Below are 17,637 nucleotides of genomic sequence, written 5' to 3' on the forward strand. Positions count from 1 at the left end.
GTTCACGCCTCCACCTCCTCGACGGTTTCGGCGCCGAGCCGTGTCAGCTGGCCCTTGGTCACGCCCTTGCGGAACTTCGGATCGGCGGCCTCGACGAGCAGATAGAACTTGCCGCCGCGCGCATAGGTGAAGCTCGTGGCGTTGAAGACCGGGTGGTAATATTCGGGCAGGCGATTGGCGGCCAGCATGCCGAAGAATGCGGCCAGCGCAGCGCCAAGTATCGCGGCCTCGAAGGCGATGACGAGAAAGGCCGGCCAGGAATGCAGCGGCCGGCCGCCGACATTGAGCGGAAAATCGATCTCGACCGAATAGAGGATCAGGCCATAGACAAACACCGCGCCGACGATGGCGCCGCCAAGGATGGTCCATGGCAAGCGCGTCTTGCGCATGCCGAGCATGTCGGCCAGCCCATGCACATGGAACGGCGAGAACGCGTCCATGCGCCGGTAGCCGCGCGCCCGCATGGTGCGGACCGCCTCGGTCAGCGCTTCGGGATCGGCGAAAGCCGCAATGACGCCGTAAAGGCTCATCTTGCGCCGCCCCTCTCCCCGGCCAGCTCCTCGACCTCGAAAATGGTGATGGCCGGCAGGACGCGGATGAACAGGAAGACCAATGCGAAGAAGGTGCCGATCGAGCCGAACAGGATGCCGAAGTCGAGCCATCTCAGTGATTGTTCGCCCCAGGACGACGGCAGGTAATCGCGGCTTGGCCCGGTGACGACGATGACGTAGCGCTCGATCCACATGCCGACATTGATGATCAGGGCAATGGCGAACAGCACTGGCATGTTGAGGCGCACCCGCCGGAACCAGAGCAATTGCAAAACAGCGCCGTTGCAGGCGAGCATGGTCCAGAACAGCGGCGCATAGGGTCCGAAGGCGCGCTGCCACATCATCGTGCGCTCATAGGTTTCGCCCGAATACCAGGCGAAGAAAGCCTCGGAGGCATAGCCGTAGATGACGATCATGCCGGCGGCGATCATCAGCTTGGCGGCATTGTCCATGTGCCGCAGCGTGATCAGATCCTGGACCGAAAACGCCCAGCGCAGCGGGATGGCGATGGTAAGCACCATGGCGAAGCCGGACAGCAGCGCGCCGGCAACGAAATAGGGAGGAAAGATAGTCGAATGGAAGCCCGGCGTGATGGCGAAGGTGAAGTCGAGCGAGACGATCGAATGCACCGAGACGACCAGCGGCGTGGCCAGTGCCGCCATAAGGAAATAGACCGTCTGGTAGCGCGCCCAATGAAAGGCCGAACCGCGCCAGCCGAGCGCCAGTATCCCGTAGAACAGCTGCGCCGGGCGCGATTTCGCCCGGTCGCGCAGGACGGCGAGATCGGGCAGCAGGCCCATATACCAGAACATCAGCGAAACGCTGGCATAGGTGGCGATCGCCGCGAAATCCCAGACCAGTGGGCTGCGCCATTGCGGCCAATGCATATGCGTGTTGGGTAGCGGCAGCAGCCAGTAGAAGAACCACGGGCGGCCGAGATGCAGGATCGGGAAAAGCCCCGCCATTGCCACGGCAAACAGCGTCATCGCCTCGGCAAAGCGGTTGATCGAGGCGCGCCATGGTTGGCGCAGAAGCAGAAGCACCGCCGAGATCAGCGTGCCGGCATGGCCGATGCCAATCCACCAGACGAAATTGCCAATCATCGTGCCCCAGACAACCGGAATGTTGACGCCATAGGCGCCAACGCCGACCGAGATCAGATAGGTAATCGAATAGAGAAAGATGAGGACGAAGACGAAGCAGGCGAAAAACGCGGTCCAGAAATAGCGCGGCAGCCTGCCGTCGAGGACGATCGCACTGATACGGCCGCTGATCTCCGGAAGGTCGTGCCGGCCGCGCAGAACGGGCAGTGCGCCCGGTTTTCCAGCAATAGCCTCAGCCATCGGCTTTCCCGCCTGGCGAGAGACGGCCGTTGATATTCCTGATCTTGCCGAGATAGGTGGTGCGGGGTCGCGTGTTGAGGTCCTCGAGCAAGGCGTAGTGTTGCGGCGCTGCTTTTTCCTGCACGACAGCGGCGCCCTTGCTGTTGAGGTCCCCGAAAACGATCGCCTGTGTCGGGCAGGCCTGCTGACAGGCGGTCACCACTTCGCCGTCGGCGATGTGGCGGTTTTCGATCTGCGCCTTGATGCGTTTTTCGGAAATGCGCTGGACGCAGTAGGTGCATTTTTCCATCACACCGCGCGAACGGACGCTGACGTCTGGATTGTGCGCGGCCTGTTCCGGTCCGGCCGCATCCTTGTCGAATTCCTGGAAGTCCAGGAAGTTGAAGCGCCGCACCTTGTAGGGGCAGTTCTGCGAGCAGTAGCGCGTGCCGATGCAGCGGTTGTAGACCTGCGCGTTCAGCCCGTCATGGGTGTGGGTGGTGGCGTTGACCGGACAGACGACCTCGCACGGCGCCTTCTCGCAATGCATGCAAGGCACCGGCTGGAAAAAGACGTCGGGATCGTCGAGCGGGCCGGAGTAGTAGCGGTCGATCCGCAGCCAATGCATCTCATGGCCGAGTGCCGACTCGTCCGGCCCGACGGTGGCGATGTTGTTTTCCGCCTGGCAGGCAGAAACGCAAGCCATGCAGCCGATGCATGCCGACTGGTCGATCGACATGCCCCAGGCTTCCTGGCTGTATTGCCAGTCGGGATAGAGCGATCCGGTTGGCGCGGGCGGGGCGCCGTCGCGCACGAAGTGTGGATTTTTGCGGAAGGCCTCGAGCGAGGCATGGCGAACGATCGCCCTGCCCTCCATCGCCTGATGGTGTTGCGTGGTGATGACCCGCGCACTGCCGTCCCGCGGCGCGACCGTGGCGCCATAGACGATCCAGGGAGCCTCGAGGCTTCGCAGCCTGTACGCGTCGTGGCCGTCGGCGAGTGCTGCCACCGAACCGAGCTTCCGGTCGAAGCCCAGAGCAAGTGTCACGGTCTCGTCGGGATGGCCAGGCATGATCCAGACCGGCGCATCGATGTCCGTGCCGTTCGAGGCGATATTGACGACCCGGGCGTTTTCCACCTGAAGCCGCCCCGCCGTCGCTGGCGATATCAGCGCTGCATTGCCCCAGACGATCTTGCTCAGTGGCCGCGGCAATTCCTGCAGCCAGGACGAGTTGGCATTGCGTCCGTCGCGCAGCCAGGGATCGGCGACGAAACGGATTTCGACGCCTTTGGCCGCTTCGACGCGCGGGTTCAGGCCGCGCAAATCCGCCGGCATCGCAACATCGACTGGAGTGCTGGCACTTCCGGATACAAAGCCGTCGCGAAGCGCCTTTCGCCACGCGGGATCGTCCAGTGCTTGCGCCCAAGTCGTTTGTGCCCATGTCCGGCGGACGAGCGGCAGCGCAGAAACAGCGAATTCACCGCCAAGCACGGCCAGGATTTCATGCACCGCCCGCCCCTGGTAAAGCGGCCTGATCAGCGGCTGCACGATCGACGCGGTTCCGTCATGGGCGCGCAGGTCACTCCAGCTTTCGAGATCATGCGCAGCAGGGACATGCCAGTGTGCGGCGAAGGCGGTTTCGTCGCGGTAGAGACCCCAGTGGACAAGAAGCTTCAGCTGCGAAAACACGTCGCGGACATCGAACCCCGCAGGTGCGGTGTGGAGAGGATTGGCGCCGAGTATGACAACGGTGTCGATATCTCGCGCGGCGATCGCCTGGCAAAGTGCAGCGAGGTCGCCCTCGATGGGCATCGCGTCGGGCGGCTCGATCAGTTCCACGGTGTTGCCAAGCGCACCAAGCCGCGCATTCATGGCAAGAGCCGCGGCATGGACGAACGGTGTTTGATGGACGCCCGGCACGATCAGCGCCGAGCGGCCGGCCGCCTTCAGATCGTCCGCAGTGGCAGCCAGCCAGGCCGGGTCCAGTGCCAAGGCGCTTGGCGCCGCTTCGCCGCCAAGCACCGCGCTCAGCGCCGCGGCGACGGCTTCGACCTCGCTCGGCCGCACCGGCCTGCGGTGATCGGCGGCAGCGCCGGTGATCGTCGGCGTCGATTCCACCGCATAGACCCGGCTCATCGTATCGTCCGCCCGGCGCACGCGACGCCGCGCGGCAAAGTCACGGGCGTAAGCGAGACGGCCGGGGCCCTCGCCCAGGAAATCCGCGTCGAGACTGACAATCGCGTCGGCGCGATCGAACCGGTAGACCGGTGCAAGCGCCCTGCCGAAAAGGGTCTGCGTGGCTTCGGCGCCGGACGGCGTTGCCAGGGGATCGTGCTGGAACAGCCTCAGCCTGGGGTAGCGCGCGCGCAGCGCCTCGAGCTGCGCCTTCATGGTGGGCGAGGTCGTCGCCTCGATCAGCAGCGCCGCGCCGGCACCGCCTGAGCCGGCCAGCCGCGAGGTGAGCTCGGCCATGTCGGCAAGGAAGTCGCCATAGGCCGCCGGTTCGCCGTGTTTCAGCGGCATGCGCGAGCGATCGGGGTCGAAAAGCGACAGCACCGCCGCCTGCATGATGGCGTCCGTCGCACCGCGCGAGGCCGGATGGTCGGGATTGCCTTCCACCTTGGTCGGCCGGCCCTCATGGCTTTCGACCACCGCACCGATACCGTAGCCATCGCTCGAAAGCGTGGTCGCGTAATAAAGCGGCTTGCCGGGAACGATGTTTTCCGGCTGGCGGATATAAGGCAGGATGTCTTCGGCCCGGCTGCAGGCGGCAAGCCCGGCCAGCGTCAGCGATGCACCCATCAGCTTCAGCAGCGTGCGCCGGTCGAGCCGCGGGATGCGCTCGGCGATCGAGGGAAATTCGGCATCGACGAAGCGGCGGAATTCCGGCGTATCGGCGAGCTCGTCGAGGCTTCGCCACAGCTCCGGGCCGGGCGAAAGCCGTTCGCGCAGGCCGGCCATGTCTGGAGCCGCGATCGGTTTGTCAGCGGTGGCAGACATAACAGTCGGTCATGGTCTCGGGGTGGATATCGAGAAGGCTGATGAGTGACCGGCGGATTTCGGCGATGCCGGCCGGTGGCTTCCAGTGCATCAGGAACACGTCCTCCGGCGGACGCAAATTAGGCTCGGGATCGCGATGGCATGCCAGGCACCATTCCATCGATAGTGCGTGCGCCCGCCGCATCAGCGGCATGTCGTCGACCTCGCCATGGCACGTCTCGCAGGCGACGCCTTTAGCGATATGGATCGAATGATTGAAATAGACGAAGTCGGGGACACTGTTCACCCGCTGCCACTGCAATGGCTGCCCGGAAGCAAGGCTTGCCCGTATCGGCGCCAGCATGTCCACGTTGGTGAACAGCTGCGAATGGCAGGTCATGCACACCTCGGTCGCCGGCAGACCCGCCGATGACGAAGTCTCGGCGCCGCTATGGCAATAACGGCAATCGAGGCCGAGCTCGCCGACATGGTGCCTGTGGCTGAACGGCACTGGTTGCGCCAACGGCCGGCCAACGCCGGTGACGAAGTCCGAACGCAAGACGGCGGTACCGCCGAGAGCCGCAAAGATCGCCATGAAACACGCGCCCCACAGAGCGAAGCGTGAAATGCCGTTGGCACTCCTTGAAAAGACCTGCGGCATCCCCTCGCCGATTTCGCATCCAGCAAACCGTATTCACCCCCCAAAGTGCCTAACTAAGGCTGCGTGGGTAAGTTCCGGCTGGAGCAGCGGAGATCACAGAATGGTTACCCCGCCCTGGCCCATCAGGTCGGGGTGACCGGAAACCATCGAACCCTCCATACGTTCGGATGAGGTCACGTTCTGTTTCACCCGGATAAGCATCATGACCATCCCCCACCCCATCCCATTCGCCGCCGGTCCGGCGTTGCCTTCTGGTGGACGATGTTCGTCGGCGCGCTGCTGACGATCCTCGGCCTGCCGATCGGAGGGGGCGGTGCCTGGCTGATCGCGCTGGGCGGATCCTGGTACTATCTGCCCGCCGGGATCGCCCTGCTGGCCGCCGGCAGCCTGCTGCTTGCCGGCAATGCCGCCGGTGTATGGCTTTATGTCCTGACCTGGCTGGCGACACTTGCACCCGGCGGACACCATTTCATGGAGACCAGGATCGGCGACGACGTCATTGCCTACGCATTGCCTAAAAGCTGACGCCAGACGATGACGGCTTCGCGGGACGCTTCCATCCTGATCGTCGGCGCCGGCCCGACCGGGCTGACGGCGGCAGTCGAACTGGCAAGGCGCGGCATTGCACCTCGCATCATCGACCGCAAGGAAGGCCCGACGCCGCTCGCCAAGGCGGTCGGCATCAGTTCGCACAGCCTCGACATCCTTGAACCGTCCAAAGTCGCTGCCCGATTGCTCGCCGAAGGATTGAAAATTCGCCGAGCCCGTTTCTACTTCGAAGGACGAGCGCTCGGCGAGATCGATTTCTCGATCCTGCCGCACCGCCATAATTTTCTGCTGTCGCTGCCGCAGCGCGACACCGAATCGCTGATGACCGATACGCTCAAGGGATTTGGCATCGACGTCGAATGGCGAAGCACATTTGTCGGCATGGCCGAGCACAAAGGTCGGGCCGAGGTGCGGATCGAGGCGCCAGACGGCCGTGACGAGGCAAGTTTCGACCTTATCTTCGGAGCCGACGGTGCGCAAAGCACGGTGCGTGATGCCATGAGCATCGGCTTCGATGGCTACACGCATCGGCGGCAATGGAGCATTGCCGACGCCGACATCGACGATTGGCCCTATGAGCCGATGGCCGCCCACGCATTTCTTCACAGGAACGGCGACGTCGGTTTCATCATCCCGATCGGCGAGAAGCGCCATCGCGCGGTCTCCAACACCGAGGATGCGCTGGCCCGCATCCCCGGCAATTACCGGATCACGCGGTTGTTGGGGACCGACCGCTTCCATATTCCGGTACGACAGGCGCCGCGTTATCAAACCGCATGCGTCTTCCTGGGAGGCGATGCCGCGCATGTGAATTCGCCGTTGGGCGCGCGCGGCATGAATCTCGGCATCGAGGACGCCGCGTCATTCGCCAGGCGTTTCGTCGACGGCACGCTTGCCGGCTACACAAGCGAACGCCACCCGGTGGGGCAACGGTGGATCACGCTCAGCGAGCGCATCCTCTCGCTGGCCCAATCGGACAACGGCATCATGCAAGGCGTCAGGAACGCGGCCTTCAGCGTCGTCGGCCATCTGCCGCTGCTGCAACGGCCGCTGCTGGAGCGTGTCGCCGGGCTCAAGGAATGACGTGGTCGCATCAACCTTTTCGCTGGACATGCGTTGTTGGGTTTCAAGCCAGGGAGATGACCATGCAGATAAAATCGGAAATCGCCGGCGAGGCCGCCAAGCAGCGGCATATCCAGCGCCGTATCGACGAGAAGGACAAGTCCAAATCCAATGGCAAGCAAAAAGGCGCCATGCAGGCCGGCGCCCGCAAATATCCGGAGCCGCCCTTCCCCGAGCAGCACCAGCCGAAGCCGGGCCATGAATGGGCGATCGAGCCGGCGCCGCTTTACGATGCGCCATTTTATATCGGATCGAAAAAGCTCGACGGCAAAGTGGCCGTCATTACCGGCGGCGATTCAGGCATCGGCCGTGCGGTGGCCGTGCTCTATGCGCGTGAAGGCGCCGATGTGGCGATCGTCTATCTCTCGGAGGATAGGGACGCCAAAGATACCAAAAGGGCCGTCGAAGCGGAAGGCCGGCGCTGCATCCTGATCAAGGCCGACGTCAGCGAACGCAACCACTGCCACAACGCGGTGGCTGAGATCGTGCAGGAGTTTGGGCGGATCGACGTGCTGGTCAACAACGCCGCTTTCCAGATCCACTCCAGCGATTTCAGCGAGCTGACCGAGGAGCATTTCGACACGACGCTGAAGACCAACCTCTACGGCTATTTCCACATGGCGCAGGAGGCCGTGCCGCACATGAAACCCGGTTCGGCGATCATCAATACCGGTTCAGTGACCGGCATCGAGGGCTCGAAGCAACTGGTCGATTACTCCATGACCAAGGGCGGCATTCATGCCTTCACCCGCGCGCTCTCAGGCAACCTTGTCGACAAGGGCATAAGGGTCAACGCCGTGGCGCCAGGCCCGGTTTGGACGCCGCTCAACCCCTCGGACAAGGAAGCCGGCGATGTTTCGAAATTTGGCGCCGATACGCCGATGAAACGGCCGGCCCAGCCGGAGGAGATCGCGCCGGCCTACGTGTTCCTCGCCTCGCCACACTGCTCGAGCTACATCACCGGCGAGATATTGCCGATCGTGGGCGGCTACTGACGGCATGTATTTCATTGCCCTGGCCACTGACTATGACGGCACGCTGGCGCATGAAGGGGTCGTTGCCGAGAAGACGCTTGCGGCGCTTGAACGCTTCAAGAAGAGCGGCCGCAAACTCATTCTCGTCACCGGGCGCGAGCTGCCCGACCTGAAACGCGTCTTTCCCGAAGTCGCGATCTTCGACAAGGTGGTCGCGGAAAACGGGGCGCTGATCTACACGCCGGCCAGCGAGGAGGAGCGGACGATATCCCCGCCGCCCGCCCCCGAGTTCATCGCCAAACTCAGGAAACGCGGTGTCAAACCGCTTTCGGTCGGACGCTCGATCGTCGCAACCTGGGAACCGCATCAGGCTACCGCGCTCGAGGTCATCAAGAAATTGGGGCTGGAGCTGGAAATCATCTTCAACAAGGGCGCGGTGATGATCCTGCCCAGCGGCATCAACAAGGCGACCGGGCTGACAGCCGCGCTTCAGGACCTCAGATTGTCGCCGCACAACGTCGTCGGTGTCGGCGACGCCGAAAACGACCACGCCTTCCTGCGCGCCTGCGGCTTCAGCGTGGCCGTCGACAACGCACTGCCGGCAGTCAAGGATACGGCGGATCTCGTGACACGCGGCGCGCGCGGAAAAGGCGTCGAGGAACTGATCGCCAAGGTGGTCGAGCGCGATCGCGAGCTTGTGCCGAACCGCGACGGCATTCTGCTTGGCTCGGAGGATGGCAAGGAGGTGTATCTGTCGCCAACCGATACGGTGCTGATCGCCGGCAGCTCCGGCATCGGCAAATCGACCCTGGCGACTGCACTGACGGAGCGCTTCGTCGAGAGAAAGTTCCAGTTCTGCATCTTCGATCCGGAAGGCGACTATGACGGTCTCGAAGGCGCCGTCCGGCTGGGCGACGGCTCGAACGCGCCGACGAAGACGCAGTTGCTCGATCTCCTGGAGAAGCCGGACAACAATCTGGTCGTCAATGGCCTGGCGCTGCGCGTTAACGAGCGGCCGGACTTCTTTGCCGACCTGCTGCCGGGCCTTGGCGGTGTTCGCTTCCGCACGGCACGACCACACTGGCTGATCATCGACGAGGCGCATCACCTCTTGCCGAAGCGGCGCGACGACACGCCAATGGTGCTGGCCATGGAATTGCCGGGCACGATCCTGATCACGGTTCATCCGGACGCGATCTCAACCGAGGCATTGCGGCTGGTCACCGCCGTCATCGCACTCGGCCCCAAGGCGAAAAAGGTCATCAAGACGTTCTGTCACGAGACCGGCACCGAACCGCCAAAGGACAAGGACCTGAACTCTCCAAAAGACGAGCGCGTGCTGTTCTGGCGGCCGCAGGCGCGCAAGAAACCTGCCATGGTCGAGCCGATCGAACCGCGACAGTCGCTCAAGCGGCACAGCCGCAAATATGCCGAGGGCCAGCTGGACGAGAAGGGCAGCTTCTATTTCCGCGGCCCCGACAATGCGATGAACCTCCGCGCCCATAATCTGATGATTTTCGCCCAGATCGCCGAGGGCATCGACGACAGGACCTGGGAACATCATTTGCGCGCCGGCGACTATTCCGAATGGTTTCGCCACCAGATCAGGGACAAGGAACTGGCGCGCGAAACCGCCGAAGCGGAGAAAGACGGCACACTTTCGGCGCAGGAGAGCCGCAAGCACGTCCTGGACGCGGTGCGCCGCCGCTATACCGCGCCCGCGACCGCGCCGAAGGAATAGATGCAAACGGCGCCCAGCCGGTCCCAAGCCGGCTGGGTTCACCTCGTGGTCGATCTCCGTCCCACCTCGGCAGACGGCCGAGTCCCAGTCAGTTCCAACCGTCGATGGTCCATCGTGGAACCTCATCCGCCAAACGAAATTGTGTTCTATCGGGCGCCAGATCTATTCAATGCTGAATAATTGCTCGAAAGGAGACGATGGATGAGCAACGACCGGGACAAGGATGGTCCTGTCTTTTCAGCGGAACAGGCGCGGCAGGGCGAGATCATCCTGCGGACGCGGGCGCGCCGGATCATTTTCATCGCCGGCCTAGTGGGTCTCGTCTTGCTGGCATTGCTGGTGTGGTGGATTTGAATTCCTGACGGCTGGAGCGAAATCATGAAATCACAGCTTGTTGCCGAAAGCGCCGGACAGAGAACGTTCGTCGTTGTGCTTGATCCCGGCGAAGAGGCGTTTGCGCAGCTGACGTCATTTGCAGTCGACCGTGGCGTCGGCGGCGCGTCGCTGACCGCGCTCGGCGCTTTCGAAAGCGCAACCGTCGGCTGGTTCGACCCTGGAGAAAGGACCTACCGGAAAATCCCCGTCCGGGAACAGTGCGAAGTGCTGAGCGCGATCGGCGATGTTGCTATCGGCGACGACGGCAAGCCCAGCCTGCACGTCCACGCAGTCCTTGGATTGAGTGACGGCACCACGAGGGGCGGTCATCTGCTGGACGGCATCGTGCGGCCGACGCTCGAGGTCACATTGGTGGAGACGCCTGGCCATCTGCGCCGCAGGCACCGTCCCGAACTCGGCGTCGCCCTGATCGACTTGGAGGCTTGATCCGAGCCGATCACTTCGTTGATTTGACTGCGGCCGTTTCGGGTACGACCTCCCAACCGAAGACGCTGCGGCCGCCGAGCAGATGCGATTGCTCGAACTCCCGGCGACGATTTCCTTCAGGCTTGGGCCGGTGACATAGCGCTCGACCTGCCTCGACTGGTCGTCCAGCCGCCGCAACGCGCCGATCTCTTCGTCACGGCCGAGCCTGGCCTTCTGGACAGCCGACTTCAGCACGCCGATCGTCTCGTCATAGACCTTCAGCGGCACGGGGAACGGGTGCCTGTCCTTACCGCCATGCGCCAGCGAGAAACGGCCTGGATCGGAAAAACGGCACGGCGCGCCATGCACGACTTCGGCGACCAGCGCCAGCGCCCGCACCGTGCGCGCGCCGACATTGGGCACCAGGAGAAGCCCGGCGAAATCTGTCGGGCCGCGCTCGGCCGCCGCCGCGATGTTGCCGTGCAGGCGGCGCATGACGACGTCGCTTTCGCGCACATCGTGGTGCGCCGGCATCACCAGATGCGGCAGCAGCTTTTGTGCCGGCTCCGGCGCTGGCGCCGAACCCCGCTCCAAAGCGGCAAGCTCCCTCACGATGCGATCCGGTCCAAGGTCGTGCAGAAGGTCCAGTTGTCCCTGGCGCGACGCTTCAGCGCGCCGGTCGGTCAGGTTGACGATCTCGCCCTGGTTGGCGCCCTCGATGGCAGCATGCGGCTGGTCGACAAAGCTCTTCAGGCCTTCGGACAGCCAGTGATAGCGGCGCGCCACCTTGCTGTCGCCGTTCATGCCCTGCTGCACCACCACCCACTTGCCGTCGTCGGTGACGATAAAGCCGTGCAGATAGAGATCGAAACCGTCCTGGACCGCGGCGCTGTCCACCTTGGCGACAAGCCGGCTGGCAGTCGCGAGGCCTTGCCCGTCGAGGCCGACACGCTCGCCGATCAGGGCAAGCTCGTGCGGGGTCTTGCGCGAATGCGCGCCGCGGCCGCCGCAAACGTGGATGCCGAGTTCGCCGGAAAGCGGCGACAGGCCGCGCTTCAACGCTCCGACGACGCTGGTGGTGATGCCGGAAGAGTGCCAGTCCATCCCCATCACGGCGCCAAAGGACTGGAACCAGAACGGATGCGCCAGCCGGCGCAGCAATTCATCGCGGCCGTAATGGTGGATGATCGCCTCGCACATGACCGCGCCAAGCCGCGTCATGCGGTCGCCGAGCCATTTCGGCACGCGTCCGCCGTGAAGTGGGAGATCAGCACTTCCCGATCGCTGTGCCACGCTCTTTTGCTTGCTCCTTGAGTCCTGCCTCGACAGATAGGTATCGAAAGGGGTGTGGAGAAGCTATGGCCTGATTCAGGCCGCGATCGTTGCAAGCCGCCAGCTAGCGGGCAGGTTCGCTGAGGAGATCAAACTTCTGGATCTCGCAATGCTCGCCCACCGATGCCAGCAGATCCATTGGCGGTGCGCCAGTGTCGGGCCGCCTCCAACTGATCTCGAACGAGAACACAGGGTCCTTGAGATCTGGGCGCCTCTCTATTGCGACGAGGCGTGCCTGGTAGCCAAGCGGCCCGATGAGCGTATCGAGCTCCTGTCGAGCCGCGGCCTTCCACGTCAGTGCCAACTGGGCATGGTGTTCGCGCGACATTCGAAGGTCCACCCATTTCAGGACCAGCAAGGTGGCCAGCGTCAGCGCCGTGCCGGCCGCGCCCAAGCCGTATTGGCCACCACCGAAAGCCAATCCGATCGCCGTCATCACCCACAACGTGGCCGCCGTGGTGACGCCGCTGACAAGATTGCCGCGGCGAAGAATGGCGCCACCGCCGATAAAGCCGACGCCGGTCAACACGCCCAGCGGAAAGCGCAAGACGTCCATCGTTGCAAACGAATCCGGGTGCTTGCCAACGGTCTCGAGCAGAATACTGGCCTGGATCATTGTGATGGCGGCGGCCAATCCGACCAGCACGGTGGTGCGTAGCCCCGCCGCGTGCCCGCGCGCCTCGCGGTTGAGGCCTATCAACAGGCCGGCGAGCGCGGTCAGAAGCAGTCGTGCCGCGATGTCCTGCCAGACCGGAACAACGAGGAGCATCGCGTTCACCCGTCAGGCCAAGCGCTGCTGGCCAGGAATAGCGCCAAGGTCAAAGCGAACAAGGGCAAGAGCGTCTTCATCGCAAATTCTTTTCGTCGATAAGCAACAAACGATGCGCTTGGATTTTGGTTGCGCCGCCGACGATTCACCCCGGCGATGGGCAGCGGCGGAACAAAACCTTCGGCCTGCGGGTTGGTGGGTTCACACCAACGAAGGATTTGCAGTCATGGTCCGCTTGCTGCTTGCCGGAGCCGTCGCTTATCTGGCCTATCGCATCACCAAGGAGATCGGCGGGACCGACGAGGTTGATCCGCTGTCGCCTTCGCCCGAGCAAACCGGCCGCAAGGTGTCGAGACGGCAAGGCGGGGCACAGGGGAATGGCCGGCGACGGTAGCGAATGCCTCAGCGGCGGCGCGGACCAGCCATGACCGCATTTCCGTTGCCGCTCGACCTTCGTCCGATGGAAGCCAAAGCCGCCGACGCAATTCCTGGCGGCGACGGGCTTTGGCAGTACGAACCGAAATGGGACGGGTTTCGCTGCCTCGTGTTCAAGGGCGACGATGCCGTCGATCTGCGTGCAAAATCGGGCAAGCCGCTTGGCCGCTATTTTCCCGAACTGGTCGCGGTGCTGCGCGATGTGAGGTCGCGACAGTTTGTGGTCGACGGCGAGATCGTCATCGAGGTCGACGGATCGACTTCATTCGAGGCCCTGCAAATGCGCCTTCATCCCGCCGAAAGCAGGATCCGCAAGTTGAGCCTCGAGACGCCCGCCATGCTGGTCCTGTTCGACATGCTGGCCGAACCCGGCGGCGGGATCATCACCGAAGAGCCTCTCACCACCAGGAGGCAGGCGATTGAGGCCTTTGTCGCGTCGGCGGCACGGCCCGAACTGCGCCTGTCCAAATGCACGCACGATGCCGCTGCCGCCGAGCGCTGGCTGCAGGGCTCCGGCCATGGCTCGACCGACGGTGTCGTTGCAAAACTGATCGCCGGGCCATACCGGCCCGGCGAGCGCGCCATGGTCAAGGTCAAGCGGCTGCGCACTGCGGATTGTGTGGTCGGCGGCTTTCGCTATCTCGCCGGCAGCAACGAAGTCGGATCCCTGCTGCTCGGCCTCTACAACAACGAAGGCAGGCTGGACCATGTCGGGTTCACCTCGACCATCGGCAAGGACGACAGGGCGGCGCTGACCAGGCGGCTGGAAAAATTGCGGGCCAAACCGGGTTTCACCGGCAAGGCGCCCGGCGGGCCAAGCCGCTGGAGCACGGAGCGCAGCGGACAATGGGAACCGATAAAGCCTGAACTGGTGGTCGAGGTTCGTTTCGACCATGTGACAGGCGACCGTTTCCGGCATGGAACCAAGCTGTTGCGCTGGCGGCCGGACAAAGAGCCCCGGCAATGCACGTTCGAGCAGATCGAGTAAGTCCGATCCGAGGCACCGCTTCAAGGCGCTTGCTGCCCGCTCTACCGTTCATGACGGACCAATGCAGAATTTCACCGGTTCGCCGCGGCCAACCGAGCCTTGGCAACCATTTCCGAGGCTCGGTTGCGGTTTTGAAATCAAGCGGCTTCTTGCATTGCGCGTTCGTTGACACCGCTTTCGCCGAGCTTGGAAAGCGCTTCGTCGGTCGCGACCTCTTCCTTGAGAGTTGCCCTGAGCAGCTCGACAACGTCGCTCTTGCCGAGTTCTTCCGCCCACGCGATCAAAGTGCCGTAGCGAGCGATCTCGTAATGCTCGACGGCTTGCGCCGCACCGACAAGCCCGGCGTCGAGCGCGGGAGCACCGTTATACTCCTCGAGCATTTCCGAGCCCTCTTCGATGATTCCGTCAATCGCCGGACAGGTTTTGCCGCGGGCCGGCTTGCCGAATTTCTCGAACACCTCTTCCAGGCGGTCGACATGTCCTTCGGTTTCCATGCGGTGTTTCTCGAAGGCGGCGGTCACTTCTTCCGACTCCGCGCCCTTGGCCATTTTAGGCAGCGCTTTCAGTATCTTCTTCTCGGCGTAGTAGAGGTCTTTGAGCCCGTCGAGGAACAGATCCTCAAGGCCCTTGCTTGCCGCCTTCGCGGCCTTTTTCGTGGTCGCCATGATCCTCTCCCGAATGGTTGGTGCCGCCTCGCAAAGTAGAGGCGTCCCATAACCCTCCGACGGGAAACAAGTTCCCTGACGGTCCGGGAGCTTTGAAAATTTTTCCGACCCGCCGTGTAGTGTCGCAAGGGGCCTCGACCTGCGGCAGCAATCGGCCAGGAAAGCGCCGTCAGCGCTCGCCGATATGCTCCACCAGGCGGATGTATTCGGCCTCGGCCAGGCCGTAGCCGCCATCCGCCAGTGCGACGAGACCATCGCGATCGCGAATGATAATTTCGCCGCGGCGGGACCGGATGAGCCCTCGCCCCTCGAGCAGCTGCAGCGCGACCGTGACACCCGGACGTCTTACGCCAAGCATGATCGACAGGAATTCGTGAGTGATCGTCAGCCGGCCGCCGTCCACCCGATCGTCACACATGAGCAGCCAGCGCGCCAGCCGGTCTTCAAGTTTCGATCGCGCGTTCACCAGCGCGGTATAGCCAGTCTGGACATGCAGATATTGCACGTAGCGCAGCAAGAACAGCCGCAGCGTCGGGCTTTGCGTCAGCGCCGCCTTGAACGGCTCGGCGTCGATCCTGGCGGCTTCTCCCGCCAGCTGCACATAGCAATCATGGACCGTACGGTCGTCGCCCATTATCAGGGCCGAGCCGGTCATACCTTCCAAGCCGACAAGGCCAACTTCCGCATCGCTGCCGTTCGGCATTTTCGCAACCACCGAACCGATGCCGTCCTCGAAGAAATAGACGGCCTCGATCGGCGATCCGGACACCTCGAGCGATTGCCGCAACTCCAGCGAACAGCGCTCGAGGTGCGGCTCGAGAAATGCGAAATCGTCGGCGCTCATCCGGCCCAACAGTTTGTTTTTGTATAGGCTTTTGTTGGAAATTGCTGGATCAGACATAGCTTGGCCCAAAACAGGGCAAGAGCTTTTTGATCTCCCAGCCGTCCGCGCCCGGTATCACCTGCGAACGATAACGCTCATATAGGCACTGAAAAGTATGGGGCCTACTAAATAAAAAATGAATCGATGTACGGCAGTTTCTCCTGCCGCTTGCCTACGAAACCATCCGACTGAAAATTAGAGTTGGAAACGTACCAAAGACCGCTTGGTACGAAAACAACAATTGGGAATGTCCGGCGCGAAAGAGCCCGTCGCGAGGGATGCAACGGGCTCCATTCGGGCGTCGTGGGCTACGCCCAATGATCCAAATGAGGGGTGGGTTGGATCGCAGCAACAATGCAGGTGCAAGGCAGTCGTTCCCAAACTGTCTGTTTGGTAATTTCCGTACATTGAGTTTGGACGAGAGCGGCGCTAATTGAATTGGAGTCGTCCACACAGACATGGCGAGTGGACGCTTGAAAGACGCTTCGCGCTTTCGCCCTTTTTCAAGGGAGGATGGCATGTCGATGCAAGGTGCAGCAACTCCAGCCGAACTGAGCGTGCTGAAAAAAGCGCTCGACGACTGCTGCCGTGAGTTGGGTGTTGCGGACGACAGTCCTGTCCGCGAGCGGTTGGCCGCCCGTATCATGTCGCTGTTCAACGAGGGTGTGCTCAGCGCCGATCTGAAAGAAGCGCTGGCCGCCGATCGCCAACACTAAGCTGCTGCTATGGTGGTGTCCTCGGTGCCGAAAGGTTCGGGACCGGGTCGCCGTTTTTAGCCAAGGATCCTGGTTGGCCAAGGATCTTGGAAATCTCGTCTCTTCACGACAAAACGCCCGGCGCTTGTTGCCAAGCGGCAGGCGTTTTTGTCGTGAGCGGACACTAAGGCGCGTCGCGTTCGACCGGCCTCATGCGATGCGCTTTAGGTTCCTGTTTTATGCATGTCGCTATCACAAAACCGCTGCACACTTTTGCGCGACGTGCATCAAATGCGCCCAAGCAGGACCAGGATAATGACGATAAGCAGCACCAGGCCGAGGCCGCCACCACCGTAATAGCCGGTGCCATAGAACGGTCCGCCGCCCAAGCCGCTGAAGCCGCCAAGCAAGGCAAGGACCAAGATTATGATGAGAATGGTTCCAAGGCCCATGATGTCTGCTCTCCTTGTTTGCGCTGCCGCCATTCGCATCAGCGCGTCGCATTGTACAAAGGTATGAACTCGCAAGAAGCATTCCTGTTCCGGCGGAACGGTAAGGCGTACGCTCATGCGGCGAGCAAAATGCCGGGCTGTGCCGTTAGAAAAGTCCACAGATGCGTGCCCGCGGAGAATGGCATGGCGGCCACCTTGAACACCTGAGAACATGCTGAATTCATAGGAGATTTGTCGGAACCTTCGCTCGCCCGAACGGTTGTTTTCGTAGTCGCAACGCGACGACCCTCGTAAAAAGGAGAAGCATCATGCTCACGAAAATTCTCGCAGCTTCGGCGCTTACGATCGGTCTGGCTACGTCAGCGATGGCGCAGAACGTCGGCGACCCTTCCGGAGCCGCTGCCGACGGTAGCGGGCGGACGATCGTAGTCCCGGATAATGGCGGCCCTGACACCGGCACGGATTCGACCATCACCAATAGCATTCGCGATTTCTCAACGACGAATTCGAATGCCGACCGGAATTGCCCGCCGGGCCCGCAGGGGGCTCTGCCCGATGCGACCGGCAAGGCTCCGGGCACGATGGCGCCGACGGTGAACGACAACCACTGCGGCAAATCTGGAACGACACCCATGGCGAAGTCGATATCTTCGTTGCCGGCATCGGGACCGGCGGCACCATCACCGGCGTCGGCCAGGTGCTGAAGAAGCGTAAGCC

At 62.7% G+C, this 17,637-nt stretch carries 17 protein-coding genes and 2 pseudogenes; 10 read left to right on the forward strand and 9 right to left on the reverse strand.

Annotation, left to right across the window (positions count from 1 at the left end; translation table 11 throughout):
* Positions 1–2: 2 nt before the first annotated feature.
* From NKI25_RS13570 to NKI25_RS13585, 4 genes are read right to left on the reverse strand one after another with little or no spacing between them, the layout of a single operon-like run.
* Positions 3–530, reverse strand: coding sequence for a DUF3341 domain-containing protein (locus tag NKI25_RS13570; protein ID WP_023677089.1), 528 nt, complete (start codon positions 528–530; stop codon positions 3–5).
* On the reverse strand, positions 527–1,894 hold the full coding sequence (gene nrfD, locus NKI25_RS13575; RefSeq protein ID WP_023677090.1) for an NrfD/PsrC family molybdoenzyme membrane anchor subunit: 1,368 nt from the start codon (positions 1,892–1,894) through the stop codon (positions 527–529). Before nrfD ends, NKI25_RS13570 begins: the two co-directional genes overlap by 4 nt.
* Positions 1,887–4,874, reverse strand: coding sequence for a TAT-variant-translocated molybdopterin oxidoreductase (locus NKI25_RS13580; protein WP_352998588.1), 2,988 nt, complete (start codon positions 4,872–4,874; stop codon positions 1,887–1,889). The genes nrfD and NKI25_RS13580 overlap by 8 nt, the downstream gene beginning before the upstream one ends.
* Complete coding sequence (locus NKI25_RS13585; protein WP_502897371.1) at positions 4,858–5,514, reverse strand: cytochrome c3 family protein; 657 nt, start codon at positions 5,512–5,514, stop codon at positions 4,858–4,860. The genes NKI25_RS13580 and NKI25_RS13585 overlap by 17 nt, the downstream gene beginning before the upstream one ends.
* A gap of 261 nt (positions 5,515–5,775) precedes the next feature.
* On the opposite strand from NKI25_RS13585, the gene NKI25_RS13590 reads away from it, so the two are divergent.
* From NKI25_RS13590 to NKI25_RS13615, 6 genes are all read left to right on the forward strand, one after another.
* A complete protein-coding gene (locus NKI25_RS13590; RefSeq protein ID WP_352998589.1) occupies positions 5,776–6,039 on the forward strand; it encodes a hypothetical protein in 264 nt (87 codons plus the stop codon).
* 9 nt (positions 6,040–6,048) lie between these two features.
* Positions 6,049–7,146 carry an FAD-dependent oxidoreductase gene (locus NKI25_RS13595; RefSeq protein ID WP_352588836.1) on the forward strand — a complete coding sequence of 366 codons (1,098 nt, stop codon included), beginning with the start codon at positions 6,049–6,051 and terminating at the stop codon, positions 7,144–7,146.
* Positions 7,147–7,208: 62 nt separating this feature from the next.
* Positions 7,209–8,180: an SDR family oxidoreductase gene (locus NKI25_RS13600; protein ID WP_023677096.1), complete on the forward strand. Its 972-nt coding sequence runs from the start codon at positions 7,209–7,211 to the stop codon at positions 8,178–8,180.
* Between the two features lie 4 nt (positions 8,181–8,184).
* Complete coding sequence (locus NKI25_RS13605; protein WP_023677097.1) at positions 8,185–9,900, forward strand: HAD family hydrolase; 1,716 nt, start codon at positions 8,185–8,187, stop codon at positions 9,898–9,900.
* A gap of 201 nt (positions 9,901–10,101) precedes the next feature.
* Positions 10,102–10,254 carry a peptide ABC transporter permease gene (locus NKI25_RS13610; protein WP_352457805.1) on the forward strand — a complete coding sequence of 51 codons (153 nt, stop codon included), beginning with the start codon at positions 10,102–10,104 and terminating at the stop codon, positions 10,252–10,254.
* A gap of 24 nt (positions 10,255–10,278) precedes the next feature.
* A complete protein-coding gene (locus tag NKI25_RS13615; protein WP_352637306.1) occupies positions 10,279–10,722 on the forward strand; it encodes a PPC domain-containing DNA-binding protein in 444 nt (147 codons plus the stop codon).
* 10 nt (positions 10,723–10,732) lie between these two features.
* On the opposite strand, the pseudogene NKI25_RS13620 reads toward NKI25_RS13615, so the two are convergent.
* Positions 10,733–11,994: pseudogene (locus tag NKI25_RS13620) on the reverse strand (DUF763 domain-containing protein).
* Positions 11,995–12,097: 103 nt separating this feature from the next.
* A complete protein-coding gene (locus tag NKI25_RS13625) occupies positions 12,098–12,802 on the reverse strand; it encodes an MgtC/SapB family protein (RefSeq protein ID WP_352746795.1) in 705 nt (234 codons plus the stop codon).
* Positions 12,803–13,028: 226 nt separating this feature from the next.
* Here NKI25_RS13625 and NKI25_RS13630 point away from each other — a divergent pair, with 226 nt between their 5' ends.
* Both NKI25_RS13630 and NKI25_RS13635 read left to right on the forward strand, forming a co-directional pair.
* Positions 13,029–13,196, forward strand: coding sequence for a hypothetical protein (locus NKI25_RS13630; RefSeq protein WP_352821621.1), 168 nt, complete (start codon positions 13,029–13,031; stop codon positions 13,194–13,196).
* A 30-nt stretch (positions 13,197–13,226) separates the two neighbouring features.
* Positions 13,227–14,225 carry an ATP-dependent DNA ligase gene (locus NKI25_RS13635; protein WP_352998590.1) on the forward strand — a complete coding sequence of 333 codons (999 nt, stop codon included), beginning with the start codon at positions 13,227–13,229 and terminating at the stop codon, positions 14,223–14,225.
* A gap of 137 nt (positions 14,226–14,362) precedes the next feature.
* Here NKI25_RS13635 and NKI25_RS13640 read toward each other — a convergent pair whose 3' ends face one another.
* Together NKI25_RS13640 and NKI25_RS13645 are read right to left on the reverse strand one after the other, a co-directional pair.
* On the reverse strand, positions 14,363–14,890 hold the full coding sequence (locus NKI25_RS13640; RefSeq protein WP_254815759.1) for a YciE/YciF ferroxidase family protein: 528 nt from the start codon (positions 14,888–14,890) through the stop codon (positions 14,363–14,365).
* Between the two features lie 169 nt (positions 14,891–15,059).
* Entirely contained in the window at positions 15,060–15,734 is a 675-nt protein-coding gene (locus NKI25_RS13645; protein ID WP_502897372.1) for a Crp/Fnr family transcriptional regulator, read from the reverse strand.
* A gap of 557 nt (positions 15,735–16,291) precedes the next feature.
* Between NKI25_RS13645 and NKI25_RS13650 the strand changes: the two genes are divergently transcribed.
* A complete protein-coding gene (locus tag NKI25_RS13650) occupies positions 16,292–16,489 on the forward strand; it encodes a hypothetical protein (RefSeq protein ID WP_292655400.1) in 198 nt (65 codons plus the stop codon).
* A gap of 266 nt (positions 16,490–16,755) precedes the next feature.
* Here NKI25_RS13650 and NKI25_RS13655 read toward each other — a convergent pair whose 3' ends face one another.
* The gene (locus tag NKI25_RS13655; protein ID WP_023677107.1) at positions 16,756–16,920 is read right to left on the reverse strand and encodes a DUF3309 family protein; all 165 of its coding nucleotides are present in this window, start codon (positions 16,918–16,920) and stop codon (positions 16,756–16,758) included.
* Between the two features lie 613 nt (positions 16,921–17,533).
* On the opposite strand from NKI25_RS13655, the pseudogene NKI25_RS13660 reads away from it, so the two are divergent.
* Positions 17,534–17,637, forward strand: a pseudogene (locus NKI25_RS13660) (cysteine synthase A); the annotation flags it as partial.

This window comes from Mesorhizobium sp. M0808 (genome assembly GCF_040320025.1).
Classification (GTDB): domain Bacteria; phylum Pseudomonadota; class Alphaproteobacteria; order Rhizobiales; family Rhizobiaceae; genus Mesorhizobium.